The 15,178-nt window shown below is 37.5% G+C and carries 16 protein-coding genes; 7 read left to right on the top strand and 9 right to left on the bottom strand.

The window, feature by feature from the left end; all coding sequences use genetic code 11:
• Positions 1-11 precede the first annotated feature (11 nt).
• On the top strand, positions 12-944 hold the full coding sequence (rlmF, locus tag PALI_RS18510; protein WP_138583959.1) for a 23S rRNA (adenine(1618)-N(6))-methyltransferase RlmF: 933 nt from the start codon (positions 12-14) through the stop codon (positions 942-944).
• A 23-nt stretch (positions 945-967) separates the two neighbouring features.
• The gene (ltaE, locus tag PALI_RS18505) at positions 968-1,972 is read left to right on the top strand and encodes a low-specificity L-threonine aldolase (RefSeq protein ID WP_193156559.1); all 1,005 of its coding nucleotides are present in this window, start codon (positions 968-970) and stop codon (positions 1,970-1,972) included.
• Here the strand turns inward: ltaE and PALI_RS18500 are convergent.
• The 6 genes from PALI_RS18500 to PALI_RS18475 all read right to left on the bottom strand — a co-directional run bounded on the left by PALI_RS18500 (position 1,946) and on the right by PALI_RS18475 (position 6,181).
• Positions 1,946-2,539, bottom strand: a complete 594-nt coding sequence (locus PALI_RS18500) for a thymidine kinase (RefSeq protein ID WP_193156558.1) — start codon at positions 2,537-2,539, stop codon at positions 1,946-1,948. The genes ltaE and PALI_RS18500 overlap by 27 nt on opposite strands.
• 48 nt (positions 2,540-2,587) lie before the next feature.
• Entirely contained in the window at positions 2,588-3,064 is a 477-nt protein-coding gene (locus PALI_RS18495) for a methylated-DNA--[protein]-cysteine S-methyltransferase (RefSeq protein ID WP_193156557.1), read from the bottom strand.
• A complete protein-coding gene (locus tag PALI_RS18490) occupies positions 3,064-4,416 on the bottom strand; it encodes a DNA-3-methyladenine glycosylase 2 family protein (RefSeq protein WP_138583963.1) in 1,353 nt (450 codons plus the stop codon). The genes PALI_RS18495 and PALI_RS18490 overlap by 1 nt, the downstream gene beginning before the upstream one ends.
• Positions 4,417-4,490: 74 nt before the next feature.
• Positions 4,491-5,102 (bottom strand): superoxide dismutase, encoded by a 612-nt coding sequence (locus tag PALI_RS18485; protein ID WP_077535073.1) that lies wholly within the window; start codon positions 5,100-5,102, stop codon positions 4,491-4,493.
• A gap of 12 nt (positions 5,103-5,114) precedes the next feature.
• Positions 5,115-5,621: a hypothetical protein gene (locus tag PALI_RS18480; RefSeq protein ID WP_193156556.1), complete on the bottom strand. Its 507-nt coding sequence runs from the start codon at positions 5,619-5,621 to the stop codon at positions 5,115-5,117.
• Between the two features lie 80 nt (positions 5,622-5,701).
• Positions 5,702-6,181, bottom strand: a complete 480-nt coding sequence (locus PALI_RS18475) for a GNAT family N-acetyltransferase (RefSeq protein WP_138583964.1) — start codon at positions 6,179-6,181, stop codon at positions 5,702-5,704.
• A 246-nt stretch (positions 6,182-6,427) separates the two neighbouring features.
• Here PALI_RS18475 and PALI_RS18470 point away from each other — a divergent pair, with 246 nt between their 5' ends.
• The 5 genes from PALI_RS18470 to bfr (PALI_RS18450) all read left to right on the top strand — a co-directional run bounded on the left by PALI_RS18470 (position 6,428) and on the right by bfr (PALI_RS18450) (position 12,563).
• Complete coding sequence (locus tag PALI_RS18470) at positions 6,428-7,306, top strand: cation diffusion facilitator family transporter (protein WP_138583965.1); 879 nt, start codon at positions 6,428-6,430, stop codon at positions 7,304-7,306.
• 299 nt (positions 7,307-7,605) lie between these two features.
• The gene (locus PALI_RS18465; RefSeq protein ID WP_193156555.1) at positions 7,606-8,676 is read left to right on the top strand and encodes a PepSY-associated TM helix domain-containing protein; all 1,071 of its coding nucleotides are present in this window, start codon (positions 7,606-7,608) and stop codon (positions 8,674-8,676) included.
• Positions 8,677-8,749: 73 nt separating this feature from the next.
• A complete protein-coding gene (locus tag PALI_RS18460; RefSeq protein ID WP_138584641.1) occupies positions 8,750-10,885 on the top strand; it encodes a TonB-dependent receptor in 2,136 nt (711 codons plus the stop codon).
• Between the two features lie 730 nt (positions 10,886-11,615).
• Positions 11,616-12,086 carry a bacterioferritin gene (bfr, locus tag PALI_RS18455; RefSeq protein WP_007375598.1) on the top strand — a complete coding sequence of 157 codons (471 nt, stop codon included), beginning with the start codon at positions 11,616-11,618 and terminating at the stop codon, positions 12,084-12,086.
• A gap of 12 nt (positions 12,087-12,098) precedes the next feature.
• The gene (bfr, locus tag PALI_RS18450) at positions 12,099-12,563 is read left to right on the top strand and encodes a bacterioferritin (RefSeq protein ID WP_024593101.1); all 465 of its coding nucleotides are present in this window, start codon (positions 12,099-12,101) and stop codon (positions 12,561-12,563) included.
• 64 nt (positions 12,564-12,627) lie between these two features.
• Here the strand turns inward: bfr (PALI_RS18450) and PALI_RS18445 are convergent, their stop codons facing one another.
• The 3 genes from PALI_RS18445 to PALI_RS18435 form a co-directional block, all read right to left on the bottom strand.
• The gene (locus PALI_RS18445) at positions 12,628-12,822 is read right to left on the bottom strand and encodes a (2Fe-2S)-binding protein (protein WP_002960627.1); all 195 of its coding nucleotides are present in this window, start codon (positions 12,820-12,822) and stop codon (positions 12,628-12,630) included.
• A 704-nt stretch (positions 12,823-13,526) separates the two neighbouring features.
• Positions 13,527-13,985, bottom strand: coding sequence for a hypothetical protein (locus PALI_RS18440; RefSeq protein ID WP_193156554.1), 459 nt, complete (start codon positions 13,983-13,985; stop codon positions 13,527-13,529).
• A gap of 616 nt (positions 13,986-14,601) precedes the next feature.
• Positions 14,602-14,940, bottom strand: coding sequence for a hypothetical protein (locus PALI_RS18435; RefSeq protein WP_193156553.1), 339 nt, complete (start codon positions 14,938-14,940; stop codon positions 14,602-14,604).
• Between the last annotated feature and the right edge of the window lie 238 nt (positions 14,941-15,178).

Below are 15,178 nucleotides of genomic sequence, written 5' to 3'. Positions count from 1 at the left end.
AAAATTAAGCCATGAAAGAAAATAAAACACGCTCAAAATTACACCCTCGTAACCTACATAAAAATGGCTACGACTTTGATTTATTAACAGCAGCACTTCCTGCTCTACTGCCTTTTGTTATAACGACACCAGCGGGCACTAAAAGCATTGATTTTAGTGATAACAAAGCCGTTAAAACACTAAACCAAGCACTTTTAAAAGCACACTATAATATTGATTTTTGGGATATTCCTGAGCATAACTTATGCCCACCCATTCCAGGTCGTGTTGATTATATTCATTACTTAGCTGACTTATTAAGTGATGATAATCAACAACAAATACCGCTAGGTAAGCAAATTAAGGTGCTTGATATTGGCACTGGCGCTAACTTGGTTTATCCGCTTACTGGTACAAGTGAATATAAGTGGCACTTTACGGGCACTGATATTGATGTAGCCTCAGTAAAAATAGCAAAACAAATTGCCCAGTTTAATGGCTTAAAAATAACTCTAAAACAACAAAAAAATGCATCTCATATTTTTAAAGGCGTTATTAACCAAAAAGATTTATACCATTTAACACTCTGTAATCCGCCGTTTCATGCAAGTGAGGAAGAAGCAACCAAAGGCAGTGAGCGTAAATGGAAAAACTTAGGAAAAGCCCCCAGTAGCACGCTAAATTTTGGTGGTCATAATAATGAATTATGGTGTGAAGGCGGTGAAGTTCAATTTATCTCCAATATGATCAAAGAAAGCGAAAGCGTTGCAGAGCAGGTACTTTGGTTTACGTCTTTGGTGTCTAAAAAAGATAATATTGCAGCCCTTGAAGAAGTATTAAAAGCTCACCCAATAGCACAATATAAAATAGTTGATATGGCACAAGGTCAAAAAATTAGCCGCTTTATTGCATGGACCTATTTTGATAAAGAAACCCGTGAACAAATATGTAGTGAGCTTGCTTAAGCTATAAAAAGGATAAAGCCATCATGATAGATTTTCGTTCTGACACAGTGACTAAACCAACAAAAGCAATGCGCGATATTATGTATAACGCACCGGTTGGTGACGATGTATATGGTGATGATGAAAGCGTAAACCAACTAGAAGCCTATGCATGTAAGCGTTTTAATTTTGAATCTGCAATTTTTTGCAGCTCCGGCACACAAGCTAACTTGCTTGCATTAATGGCGCATTGTGAGCGAGGTGACGAATACATTTGTGGCCAAAATGCACATAATTATAAGTTTGAAGGTGGCGGCGCAGCCGTTTTAGGGTCTGTTCAACCACAGCCTATCGAAAATGAAAAAGACGGCAGTATTTGTTTTACAAAAATTACGGCAGCAATAAAACCAGATGATTGCCACTTTGCTAAAACTCGCTTGCTCAGCCTAGAAAATACTATTGGCGGAAAAGTACTTCCTCTTGAATACTTAGCCCAAGCACGCGACTTTGTTAATACACATAATTTAGCACTGCACTTAGATGGCGCTCGTGCATTTAATGCAGCTATTGAGCTAAATGTTGATATCACTGAAATTACAAAACACTTTGATTCAGTTTCTATTTGTTTATCAAAAGGCTTAGGCGCCCCCGTTGGGTCTTTATTATTAGGCTCGCAAGCGCTTATTAATAAAGCAAGGCGATGGAGAAAAGTACTTGGCGGTGGTATGCGCCAAGCCGGCATACTTGCAGCGGCTGGCCAATACGCACTCGAATATAATGTTAATCGTTTGAGTAACGATCATGCTAATGCACGATATTTGGCTCAAAAATTAAGTGAACTGAATGGTTTTACTGTCGATATGAGCAACACCACTAACATGGTTTATGCAACGTACGCTAGTAGTAAAAACATCAAAGAGATTGCTCAAACACTTAAACAACAAGGCATATTATTTAGCCCAAGTAAGCAGCTTAGGCTAGTAACGCATTTAGATATTACCCGCGAAGATATTGATACATTTTTAACTACTTTGTCGGCCCATATTTAACGCGGCTTTATAATGTTTGCGGCATACCGAAACATATCGGTCATTGCCGCCAATTTCTACTTGATTGCCATCGGCTATTGCTTCACCGTTTTCATCTGTACGCAGTACATGGTTAGCTTTTCGTCCACAATGGCATACAGTTTTAAGCTCTACTAACTTATCAGCCCACGCAAGCAAGTATTGCGACCCTACAAATAGCTCGCCTCTAAAATCGTTACGCAAGCCATAGCACAGCACAGGTATACCTAACTCATCAACCACATCGGTTAATTGCATAACTTGTTCTTTTGATAAAAATTGACATTCATCGACCAACACACAGTGGCGCTTTTTGTCGCTATGAAGCGATTCAATAAGATCAAAAACATCTTTACTGGCATCAAATACATGAGCATCAGCTTGTAAGCCAATACGAGATGACACTTTACCCACGCCTTGCCTATCATCAATAGCAGCGGTGAGGATCACAGGTTCCATACCGCGTTCTTTATAATTAAAAGCAGATTGTAGTAATGTGGTTGATTTACCTGCATTCATTGCAGAATAGTAAAAATATAATTGAGCCATTAGGGTGCCATCTAATAAAAAGTGCGCTTATGCTACCTTAATATTAAATTAATACAAATTTAACCCTTCATGTTTCAATAACCAGCGTTTTCTATCCAAACCTCCCGCATAACCGGTCAACTTTGCATTTGCGCCAATAATTCGGTGGCACGGTACAATAATACTAATCGGGTTTTTACCATTCGCAGCGCCTACCGCCCTTACTGCTTTCGGGTTATTGAGTTGGTTAGCAATATAGCCGTATGTTTGCGACTGCCCAAAAGGAACTGTTAATAGTGCTTGCCATACACTTTGCTGAAATACCGTCCCCTTTGTATCAAGTGGTACATCAAACGTAGTACGCTTTTTTACAAAGTACTCGTTTAACTGTGCAGCGCAAATAAGCACCGCCTTGTTAGTGACTCGCTCAAATGGCGTATGAGGGTGTTCAACTGGTGGGTAAAAACCAACGTAACTGACACCTTTATCGGTTGCCTGAATAATTATGTCGTCTATTGGGCTTGAAATTGATGTTTGAATTATCATTATAATTGCTGCCAAAGTTGAAAGGTTAAGTAAGAGCGAAAAGGAGCGCAATTAGCAGGCTCAAAAGGATTTGCCGCCGCTTGAGCTTTTTTAACACCCAAATCGCCATCAAGTAATATATCGGGTTGGCTTTGCCCTCGCAGCTTTGCATAATTTACCGTCCAAGGGCCAATTCCCTTTAAACTAAGCCATTCGTCTAAATCGTCGTTTTGAGGGTTTAGCGCACAGAACTGCGCTAAATTATGCAGCGCATTTTTGCGCGCTTGTGGCATTTTAAAAAAGGCAAAATCACTATTAACAACAACTTCAGCTGCGGGGAAGTAAATAGCATTGCCCTCTTTTTCACCTAATTCATCAACTAACTTTGTTACTAAATTATGCGCCGCAGTAACACTCACTTGTTGCCCAAGTACCGCTCTTATTCCGGCTTCAAAACTTGACCAAATCCCTGGAAGCCTGAGCCCTTCACACACTGTAAACGCATTGTTTATATTGGCGCTTAAATGCGTTTGAATTAAATTAATGTCGGCGTCTAAATCAAGCACACGACGTATATTATTAATAACAGGTTGTAAGTACGCCGTATTGTCTATATTGATAGATACACTAAAGTGGTTTTTACTCGCTATAAATTTAGCGGTAAAGCTTCCTTTATATTTCTCACTTGCAAAAGTACGCCCGTAGCTCGTTTGCGTTATCCACTCCATTGGTTTGATCAAGCGCCTTTGTAAAAAGGACTGCAAAGCAGGCCAATTATAGGGCGGCCTAAATGGTAAGGTTAATGTGAGTGTTGACGTTGGTTTTTTATCGCCACTGCGCAGCTTCGAGGGAGCTATATTTAATTGCTGCAAAAATGCATCATTAAAGCGCCTAATGCTTTTAAAGCCAGCAGCAAACGCTATTTCGGTTAAGGGTAAATGTGTTTCTTGAATCAGCTTTTTAGCAAAATGACATTGGTTAAATAATCGATATTGCGTAATCGACACACCAAAATACTGCTTAAACAACTGCCTTAAATAACGACTACTTATACCTAAACGAGCTGCTAATTTTTCGCAGTCGTGTTCATCTTGCTGATCAACTAATTGCTTAGCCCTCAGAGCTGTGGTTTTTGTACCTTGCCAAGCAGCGCTGCCTGGTGCACTGTCGGGCCTGCAACGAATGCAAGGTCTAAAGCCATCTTGCGCCGCGTTATGGGCATACTGATAATAAGCAACGTTTTTTTCGTGAGCCGTTGGTGCAGGGCAAATAGGCCTGCAATAAATACCGGTACTTTTTACCGCGACGTAAAAAAGCCCGTCAAAACGAGGATCGCGACTCTGACGTGCTTTTTGCCAATGTGAAGTGTCCATAAACGGCCCTATAAATTAACCTTATAGAGCCTAGCTTATACAAAAAAACTTACATTACTAGCCATATTCGGCACTCAACCAATAGCCAATAAATAACGCCTTTGTACTTCTTGCCAATTAATTACATTATAAAAAGCGGCGATATAGTCAGGACGTTTATTTTGATACTTCAAATAATAGGCATGTTCCCATACATCAAGACCCAAAATAGGGGTATTGCCCTGCATTAAAGGGCAATCTTGATTAGCGCTATTTTCTACAATCAACTTTTTATCTGGGGTCACACATAGCCATGCCCAACCACTGCCAAATTGGCTAATTGCAGCAGCAGTAAATTGGTCTTTAAACTTATCAAAACTGCCTAACTGTTCATTTATTGCCTGAGCAACACTACCTTCAGGTTCACCTGTGGCTTGTGGGCTCATTACTTGCCAAAATAAACTGTGATTAAAATGCCCTCCTACATGCTCTTGTACTGCTTTTTGCAAATTACTAGGCAGGCTGTTTATTCCCTTAAGTAATTTTTCAGCATTTACGTTTTCATATACAGTATCTGCTAAAGCAGCATTGGCTTTATTGATATACGTTTGATGGTGCAAAGTATGATGAATATGCATCGTTTTACTATCAATATGAGGTTCTAGTGCATCGTATTCATAATCTAGTTTAGGTAAAGTAAACGTCATAAATAGTCCTTTTTAGTGCAATTGTTTGTTTGAAGGTGTGTTTGAGCTTAAACAAAAATTAACTTGCTCAATCAGTTCTGGAAAAGAAGGGTACCTGCGTGCAAATGATACAAGTTCAGAGGAAGTTTTAATGTAATGGTGCTTACTCACTTTTTGTATATCGTAATGAGGATGCTTAATTAATGAAGAGAGTGTTAAGTGTACTTCGCATAGCCATTTGCATGCATTTTCAGGCTGTTGCATAGCTATATAGGTATCAGCTAAATTATGCGACGCAACAACAAGTGCGGGTATACAATGCTCAATAGCATGAATGACATTATTATTAATTTGTGCATATAAAAACTGCTCAAGAAGATGATCTGCAAGTGTTTTGGCTAATAAGTATTTATCGCGGGCTTCGAGTAGTGCACCTTGTTCAAATGCATAATTTCCTTGCATTATGTTCGACTGCCAAGGACTTAATGCATGCTCAAGATAGAGTAAATCTGGGTGAGTTTTTTTTTGACTTGAGATCATATAATCATCTGCACGTTTAATTATTGAGTGTGTATTTAACTTACACACCCAACAGTGTAAATGCAAATGATTTTCATTAACTATTTGGCGAAATCTAACAATTCCTGCCCTGTTAAGCGATATATAATCCATTCGTTTTGAGGCTTTGCGCCTATGCTGTTGTAGAAATCGATAGCGGGTTTGTTCCAATCAAGCACTACCCATTCAAAACGACCACAATTATTACTAATGGCCTTATTAGCTAAATGTTTCATAATCGCTTTGCCAGCGCCATTGCCACGGCTATCTGGGCTTACGTATAAATCTTCAAGGTACAGGCCGTTTTTACCTAACCACGTAGAATAATTATAAAAATAGACTGCAAAACCAATTGGTTCATCCCCCTCTAAACAAATTATACTGTGCGCAGTTGCGCCATCACAAAATAGCGTATCTAGTATCGCTTGCTCACTTGTTTTTACAGCTTCAGGTTCTTTTTCATAAATAGCTAATTCATTTATAAAATGTAGAATTGTTTTTGAGTCACTCGGTTGTGCATCACGAATAATTGGCTGGTTCATTATTTTTCACCTTAGGGCATACTGCTTTATTTTAAAAACTGAATCGGACTATGAGAATATACTTTCATAATGCATTAAATAAGAAGAGACGCAAGCATTGGGCTTTAAAAGCTTTGAAACATAAGCAATTAGTGTCATTAATAGTTTTATAAAACATGCTTTGATCGTGTTTTAATAATAATCGCTTACTTGTTTTACACTTAAAATTTATGAGTGCTACTTTTTAAATATAGTTTAGAGGGATTTATGGGACACAATCATTCACATAGTCATGTAGACGAAAATCAAAGTAATAAACAGCTTACGGTAGCTGTTGTCATAAACGTATTACTGACCATAGCGCAAGTCATTGGCGGGATATTTTCCGGCAGTTTATCACTTATAGCCGACGCCCTTCATAATTTAAGTGATGCTGGTGCTATTTTCATAGCCTTGGTAGCACGTAAAATAGGCAATAAGCCTGCTGACGGCACTCATCATTTTGGTTATAAACGTGCTGAAATACTCGCTACGTTATTTAATAGCAGCACGTTAATTTTAATTGGTGGGTATTTAATAGTTGAGTCTGTTTCGAGTTACTTAAATCCTCAACTAATTAATGGCTGGATTGTTGTATGGGTTGCCGCCATCGCATTAGTTGTTGATTTAGCTACCGCATTTTTAACCTACCGTGCTGGTGCAAATAACAGCATTAATATAAAAGCAGCCTTTATTCATAATATCTCAGATGCAATGGCATCTATTGTGGTCATTATTGCGGGCACCTTAATTATTTTATATCAATGGTATATTGTTGATTTAATTGCCACTGTCCTTATTTCTATCTATGTAATTTATCATGGCGTTTTACTATTAAAACAAAGCTGCAAAATTTTAATGCAAGCAGCGCCTAACAACATTGATACACACACAATATCAAATACTATTTGCAGTAAATTTAATATCGAATCGGTAATCAGTATTAAGCTTTGGCAATTAGATGATAAAGAAAGTTACTGCGAGCTCGTTATTAGCACTCAACACCTAGTTGATTTACACGTAGTAAAAAGCTTTTTGCACGACAATTTTAATATCGAAAATTGCATAATAGAAATCCAATCGATCGTAAATAAAAGCCTCACATAATGGTATTAATAATAAACCTGAACTCTGGATAATAAATCTATCTCGAGCAGCTATTTTCAACGCTAACTGCGTTGAATTTACTTGCAATAGGCCAGCTATTGACGCGTAAATTCGCCTTGTTTTCACTGAAAATCTCTGGCTAGAGAAAATAAATTTAAATACCATCATGATTCAATACGTTAGTAAATCTCTTAACCAGAGTTCAGGTTAATAAGCAAAACCAAATACATGACTATTAATTAAAAACAGCTCGTATTATCATTTACAATATTGCCATTAACTCATAATGAGATACTTTTTTGAAACTTTGGTTACGTAGAATTCACTTAAGCCTTGCCCTTATTAGCGGACTATTTTTATTCATAGTGAGCTTAACCGGTGCGGTTATGATTTACGCAAAAGACATACAGCACTTAATAGAGCCTGCAAAATGGCAAGTAACACCCCAAAAAAACTTAATGCCTTACGGTGAGCTTATAGAAAATGTACAAGCTCAAACTAAGCAAAAAATCACCTTTTTTATGCCTGAGCAAGCGCCAAACTCAGCATGGCAATTTAGGCTGACCAATAAATACTACGCCAGTGTTGATCCCTACTCAGGAAGTGTACTAAACGTCTATGGATCAACAGATACCATCTACGGGTTTGCTCAAGGCTTACATCGCTGGTTGTTATATGAAAACAGTCAGGGTGAAAAAACCTTTAGAAATTGGATGTCGGTGTGTGCTTTGCTACTTTTAGTCAACGCCTTACTCGGCTTTTACCTATGGGTTAAACCAAAAAACAGAATTAAACGGTTAGCAATAAAACCAAAAGCCAAATTTAGAGTGCTCATGTATCAATTACACACCGTGCTTGGCGTTTACTTTTTTATACCGCTTGTACTTATTGCCTTTACTGGCATGGCGTTTAATTGGAAAACACAAACTCAATCGGTCTTAGAATTTTTAACCTTTAACACCGTAGAGCAAAGACCGAAAGCACCAAAAATAATCGCACCTTTAAAAGCGGCTTTAAACTATAACGAAGCAATTAAAAATGCAGAGAACGTATTTCCAGACGGTAAAATATATAGAATTTACTTGCCTAAAAAAACCGACGATGCAATAGCGCTGAGAATGCAAAACCCTGGCGAAAGCCACGCTTACAGTTGGGTTTGGAGCAACCCATTTACTGGCAAAGTCTTAAACTCATTTGACGCAAGTAAAACCAACTTCACAACACAAGTATGGAACTTTAAATATAAATTTCATATTGGTGATTTTGCAGGCCCAATAGTGCAATTTATGTGGTTATTAATCGCCCTTTCACTCGCATTTTTTATTGTAAGTGGTGTCTATTTTTGGTTAAAGCGTCATAAATGGAAATAAATCTTATTAACACTTGCGCCATTAGTTGATAATAATTACCATTACGGGAGTTATTATCAACTAAGATCCCTCAATGTTAAAAACTTCACTTTGCCTTCTTGCTGTTGCAATAAGTGCTAACACGTTCGCTGATGAAAGTAATAAAAATGAATACACTGGTGATCAGTTAGAGCACGTCATTGTGTCTGGTAGCCGTATAGCTGAAAGTATTGACGAAGTACCCGCTTCAATTACGGTTATTAATCAACAACAAATACAACAGCATTTAAAAGTAAGTTCAGAACTAGGAAGTTTACTAGCGCAAATGGTGCCAGGCCTTGCTCCCGATACCGGCAGCTCAAGCAATTCAGGACAAACACTACGCGGTCGTGCGCCTTTAATAATGATTGATGGCGTGCCGCAATCAACCCCTCTTCGTAATGGCTCTTTAGGCGTAAAAACGCTTGATGCAAGTGCTATAGCGCGCATTGAAGTAATAAAGGGTGCAACGTCTATTTATGGTAATGGGGCCTCAGGTGGCATTATTAATTACATAACGAAACAAGCGCGTAGTGATGGTAAACCGGAAGGTGAAATAAGTATTTCAAGTCGCTTTAGCGCTGTTAAATTAGCAGAAAGTGGCGGCGGTAGACTATCGGCGGCCGTAAACGGAAAGTTCGACAAACTCAGCTATCTGTTAAGTGCAAGCTATGAAGAAAACGGCGTACAACGCGATGCAAAGGGCGATATTTTAGGTTTACAATATGGTTTATCTGACTCCGAAACGCAAAACTATTTTACCAAGCTAACCTATGATTTTGATGACGAAAAACAGTTGCAATTTAGCTACAACTTTTATAGTTCACAACAAAAAACAGATTTAGGCGATGTGACCGGCGATGGCAATATAGGGGAAAAAACATACGCTATACACGTCCCTTTAGCACTGCAAAAACAAGGTAAACCGCAAGGACCAGAAGGTAATGAAAATATAACGCTAAAGTATGTTGATTATGCGTTATTTGATAACACACAAATGACTCTCGATCTCTATAAACAAAATATAGAAAACGTATTCTTTTTCTCAACCGCGTTAGCCAATCTTGATGAAGGTTATAGCGGTGGTCAGTCTGTCATTAAATCAGACAAACAAGGGGCAAGAGCTACTTTTAATAGCCAGTTTGATTTTGAAAACGTAGCAGCTACGCTGATCTATGGTATTGACGCGTTAAACGATAAAACGTCGCAACCTTTGGTTGATGGTCGTGTTTGGGTCCCAGAGATGGACATGGAAAGTGTTGCCGGTTTTTTACAAACAAAATGGGTAATAAACGACGACATTATTATAAAAGCAGGCGTAAGAAACGAAAGCATTGATTTGAGCGTAAGTGATTATCAAACATTAAAGCTATGCAGAACCGCGTCGCAGTGTTCGGTGCCGTTAAACGTACGTGGTGATACTATTAATTACGAGGCTACAACGTATAACGCAGGTATAAAATACAATCTAACTGACGCGTTTAGCCCATTTTTTAGTTACTCGCAGGGATCTGACATTTCAGATATAGGTCGTTTACTTCGCGCCGCGACCGTTAACGATATTGCACTTATTCAAACACAAGCCTCCATAATCGATAATTATGAAGTTGGTTTTACCTCACAGTTTGAAGATGTGCGCTTTGAATTTTCCCTTTACAGAAGTACCTCAGAGCTTGGTACGAGTAATGCGTTCAACGAAGTAACAGGGGTTTACGAACCCGTACGCGCACCTCAAGAAATATGGGGTTACGAAAGTTTAGTTAACTACACGATTACTGAAGATCTTAAATTGAGCGCCACTTACAGCTACGTTGAAGGCAAAAACAGCAAAGCTGATGAATATTTAGGCGCAAGACAAATTAGTCCACCTAAAGCGACGGCTAATTTAACATGGCAAACGAATGACAAACTATCACTTGCGATGAGCTTTTTATATGTAGGCGACAGAAAGCGCTTTGATAAAAATGCACAAGGCCAATACTCTGGCGATCAAGGCCCTGTTAGTAGCTACAACACATTTAACTTAAGTGGGCAATACAATGTTAACGCCCAATGGAGTGGTTATTTTGGGATAGAAAACCTGTTCAATAGCGATTACTACCCTGCTCGAGCACAAGCATACACCTACGGTGGGTACAATATTAAAGGGTTAGGCACAACTGCAACGTTGGGCGCTACATACCAATTTTAATGAATAAACACACATTATAGGCATGCCCTGCATGCCTATATACTTAACCTGAGCTCTGGTTAAGAGATTTACTGACGTATTGAATCATGGAGATATTTAAATTGATTTTCTCTAGGCAGAGATTTTCAGTGAAAACAAGGCGACTTTACGCGTCAATAGCGAGCCTGTTGCAAATAAATTCAACCCAGTTAACGCTGAAAATAGCTGTTCGAGATAGATTTATTATCCAGAGTTCAGGTTGCTTAACAAATCCCACATAGATAAACGTCTCACTTTTTACCTAGGGCGTGTTGATCTTTGTGGATTGAGATTTGTTCAATCTAGGGGCGATTAAATTGCGGCGCGAGGTTTGTAACCTAGTGGGCTAAGTAAAAACCGAGCAACAAAAAGTTAATCGTCCCTAGAAAGAACCTTTTGGGCAGCGCATGTTTGGTCTTTATGCTGCGTTATCGCCTATTTATGGGGAAAAACCACACTACATAGGCACTGCCTTGCCTAAAAACCAAACACACTGCTGCAAATTCAACCACCAAAGTTCAATACGCCCTAGCAATCATAATCTTGCATTAGATGCTAATACAAATAAAAAACTGTCCATAAACCAAGCAGTAACGCAAACTTAAATAAGAATCAAAACCAATAGTAAAGCAATGATTTTTATAGAGAAAACTTGCAATTCATTCGATTTATACTACACTGCCTACAATTGAAATAGTTAAGGCGATTTATCATGAAAGGTAATCAAAAAGTAATCGATGCGTTTAATACATTGTTAGCTAACGAGTTAGCGGCAATCGATCAGTATTTTATACACTCGCGCATGTATGACGACTGGGGTTTAAACAAGCTATACGAGCGCCTTAACCACGAAATGGAAGAAGAAAAAGATCACGCAGATTGGCTTATTAAGCGTATCTTGTTTCTAGAAGGTGTACCAAATATGACTAAGCGCCGTGATTTACTTATCGGTAGCGATGTAAAAAGCATGATGCAAAACGATTTAACACTTGAGCTTGAAGTAGTCGCGTGTGTTAAAGATGTAATCGCAATATGTGAAGAACAACAAGATTACCAATCTCGTAGCATTTTAGAAAAACTGTTATTTGATACAGAAGAAGATCATGTTTACTGGTTAGAACAACAACTTGGCTTAATTGATAAGATTGGCTCTGAAAATTATCATCAAGCACAAATGGCTTAGTAGGAGCATATTATGAAAGGCGATAAAGACGTTATTGCGGCGCTTAACAAAGTACTCGCTAATGAGCTTGTTGGTATTAACCAATACTTTTTACATGCACGCATGTTTAAAGATTTTGGCTTTACACAACTAGATAAAGCAGATTACAAAGTATCTATTCAAAAAATGAAAAACGCCGATCGTTTAATCGAGCGTATTTTATTTTTAGAAGGTTTACCAAATCTTCAAGATTTAGGCCGATTACGTATTGGTGAAAACAGCGAAGAAATGATTGCAGCTAATATGAGTTTTGAACTCGATACAATCGGCGAGTTACAAAGTGCAGTGAAACTAGCTGAAAGCAAAAAAGATTATATTACTCGTGAAGCCCTTGATCACATTTTAAATGAGCAAGAAGAGCAAATTGATTGGTTAGAAACCCAACAATTACTTATTAAAAATACGGGTATTAAAAACTACTTACAGTCTCAACTGTAAATAGTAACAAGCATAAAAAAAGCAGCTATAAGCTGCTTTTTTTATATCTAAATTTTATATGCAATTAAGCAACTTGATCCGTTACATCAGCAATCTGAATCAGCCTGCGATTAAGGATCTTTTTAGTACAGCCACAACACTTACCGCATTGGCTGCCCACTTTAAGCTCTTTAGTTAATTCACGCATGGTTGTTGCACCATCGTCAATTGTTTGCTCAATTTTTTTATCAGTCACACCGTGACATAGACAAATATACATGAATACAAACCACTCTCAATTACATTTAGTACGTACATACTAATCTAAACGAAAATAGTTATCAATTATTTTATTGGCTAATAAGTCTCTTTTTTAACTTATTAACCTGAACTCTGGTTAAGAGATTCGCTAACACATTGAATAATAATGATATTTATTTTATCTAGCCAGAGATTTTCAGTGAAAACAAGGCGAATTTACGCGTCAATAGCGGGCCTATTGCAAGTAAGTTCAATGCAGTTAGCGCTGAAAATAGCTGCTCGAGATAGATTTATTATTCAGAGTTCAGGTTTATTAGATAATACTAATTAAGCTGAAATTTAGTGGCAACTTAACAGTAGATAAATTTCAAGCAATGTGTGGCTATTGGTGGTACAAAGATTGAGATTTATTGATTGGAGCGAAACCTTAAATATAGGTGAGACTAGGGCGTGTTGACCTTTCGTGATTAATTTTGCAGCAGACTGTTTGGTATTTGGACAAGGCAGAGCCTATGTAGTGTGGTTATTCCCCATAAATAGGCGATAACGCAGCATAAATGCCAAACATGCGCTGCCCTTTGGGTTCTTTCTAGGGACGATTAACTCTTTGTTGCTCGGTTTTTACTTAGCCCAGGTCAATATTTGAATGGTTAAAAACTAATTAAGGCTTTAAAAATCTTATTCTCTTGTTATAAAACGCTTAATTCTTAGTCCCAATCTTTTTCATAAAATACACCGCCCAGGAAATGCTACTTTAAAAAAGCCCCATTCTTTAGAAAGCCATTTATGAACTGTTTTATAAAGCTCATTATCTAGGTCGATACTATCATCTCGAACCCATAAATAGACTACACATTGATAATTCGGAGAATCGCTCGGGTCGATGTAAACAGAGCCAAGGCACTTGTTTTTTGACTTATTAAATACTGAATAAGCAAATGCCTGCCGTGATTCAAATTCTTGTTTATGAGCTTTTAGGCTAGCGATATTTTCTTCAAGTGTCATATCACTTTTAGGCCATTCAGAACTTAAGCCAAAAATTCCTTGTAGTCTCTTTTGGCTAGACATTACGGCTTCAAAATCTAATTTTGCAACTTCGTCATCAAGAACTCTGAAATGAAAAGATTCACTGTCAAAACTCTTAGGCGGTTCGTAAGTTTCAGAAATAAAAGGGTTAAGCATACTCAGGACCTACCGGTAGTGACATTATTGTATTACGAGCCTGTAGAATAACTCGTTTTTAATTTATTTTTATTGATGGTTTAACCATAGCTGAGTTCCTATTTTGATTCAATCGATTACTGTATTTTATGCAGAATATAAAGTGGGAGTTTAATGTTGTTTTAATTGGCTTTTTGGAAGGTATTACAGGTGTTTAAGTGGCTTTTATTTAGGTTAAAAGGGCTTACCCATTCTTAATGAATCGTATTTTGGAGCTTTTCTATGTTATATGAATTAGGCAATACGATTGTCGCAATGTGAAGTAAAGGCATTCATTTTCGTTTGTCGGCGTAAGGTCGATGTAACTGGGTTTGTTACGTGATTTATGATTTGTACTTATAATATTGTTTTAATTGATAATTTATTAGAAATTAGGATAGGTATCATCCTAACTCCCATGCCGTACACCCACCCCTCTAAAATATACACTTCATTAAGCTGAGGATAAATTATATTCAACATAATAATTTTCTAGCTTGACTCTGAAATTGAATTTTCAGCGGGGCAGGATATAGTCTATTAAGTCACTCAATCGCAACAATACTACTAATGACTAAAAGGCTACCACGTCTCATTATTAGTTTATTTTTGATAAACCAATTAATGCATTCTCACTTTCACCATCATGACAACGGCTATCATTGCCGTCTCTGTTCTCTATTATTAAGGTGTATTCACTGCCATTCTTTCCTTCAGCTATTGCCATTAATATCGGTGCTAATAGATAAGTCTGCTCTGGGTATACAATTACAGGCTCGAGCTCAAATCCAGAAGCTCGTTCATAGCGAACTTCAAAAGTATTAAACGTTGAAAATACGTCTGTAATAATGCCACTACAAGTAAATACTTTAGCTTGGCTTGAAAATGATATTGTTAAAACAAGACTTAATACTACGTTTAGTAATAAATTTTTCATCTCTGTGATCCTATATTATTGACTAACCTAATTGTTAGAAAAACCATCATATCTATTAATCTTTTTGAAATTAATGACAAAAAAATTAATCTTTAATGACATAAACACATAACCATAAATAGTGTCACCGCGTTTATTCGTAATTTTAAAATCATAAAATTGCAAAAGACAAACTGCATATTCTAGTATTTACCGAATAAAACATTTATGGAATAATGCACGCCTCTTAAGGGAGTAG

Source organism: Pseudoalteromonas aliena SW19 (genome assembly GCF_014905615.1).
Lineage (GTDB): Bacteria > Pseudomonadota > Gammaproteobacteria > Enterobacterales > Alteromonadaceae > Pseudoalteromonas > Pseudoalteromonas aliena.
This window is presented reverse-complemented; position numbering and strand designations above follow the sequence as displayed.

Bases quoted from the DNA above. Each gene is read 5' to 3' on its own strand.
- rlmF (WP_138583959.1), top strand. From the start codon at position 12: ATGAAAGAAAATAAAACACGCTCAAAATTACACCCTCGTAACCTACAT.
- PALI_RS18500 (WP_193156558.1), bottom strand. From the start codon at position 2,539: ATGGCTCAATTATATTTTTACTATTCTGCAATGAATGCAGGTAAATCA.
- PALI_RS18480 (WP_193156556.1), bottom strand. From the start codon at position 5,621: ATGATCTCAAGTCAAAAAAAAACTCACCCAGATTTACTCTATCTTGAG.
- bfr (WP_007375598.1), top strand. From the start codon at position 11,616: ATGAAAGGTAATCAAAAAGTAATCGATGCGTTTAATACATTGTTAGCT.
- PALI_RS18435 (WP_193156553.1), bottom strand. From the start codon at position 14,940: ATGAAAAATTTATTACTAAACGTAGTATTAAGTCTTGTTTTAACAATA.
- PALI_RS18490 (WP_138583963.1), bottom strand. From the start codon at position 4,416: ATGGACACTTCACATTGGCAAAAAGCACGTCAGAGTCGCGATCCTCGT.
- PALI_RS18475 (WP_138583964.1), bottom strand. From the start codon at position 6,181: ATGAACCAGCCAATTATTCGTGATGCACAACCGAGTGACTCAAAAACA.
- PALI_RS18485 (WP_077535073.1), bottom strand. From the start codon at position 5,102: ATGACGTTTACTTTACCTAAACTAGATTATGAATACGATGCACTAGAA.
- PALI_RS18470 (WP_138583965.1), top strand. From the start codon at position 6,428: ATGGGACACAATCATTCACATAGTCATGTAGACGAAAATCAAAGTAAT.
- PALI_RS18460 (WP_138584641.1), top strand. From the start codon at position 8,750: ATGTTAAAAACTTCACTTTGCCTTCTTGCTGTTGCAATAAGTGCTAAC.
- bfr (WP_024593101.1), top strand. From the start codon at position 12,099: ATGAAAGGCGATAAAGACGTTATTGCGGCGCTTAACAAAGTACTCGCT.
- ltaE (WP_193156559.1), top strand. From the start codon at position 968: ATGATAGATTTTCGTTCTGACACAGTGACTAAACCAACAAAAGCAATG.
- PALI_RS18440 (WP_193156554.1), bottom strand. From the start codon at position 13,985: ATGCTTAACCCTTTTATTTCTGAAACTTACGAACCGCCTAAGAGTTTT.
- PALI_RS18445 (WP_002960627.1), bottom strand. From the start codon at position 12,822: ATGTATATTTGTCTATGTCACGGTGTGACTGATAAAAAAATTGAGCAA.
- PALI_RS18495 (WP_193156557.1), bottom strand. From the start codon at position 3,064: ATGATAATTCAAACATCAATTTCAAGCCCAATAGACGACATAATTATT.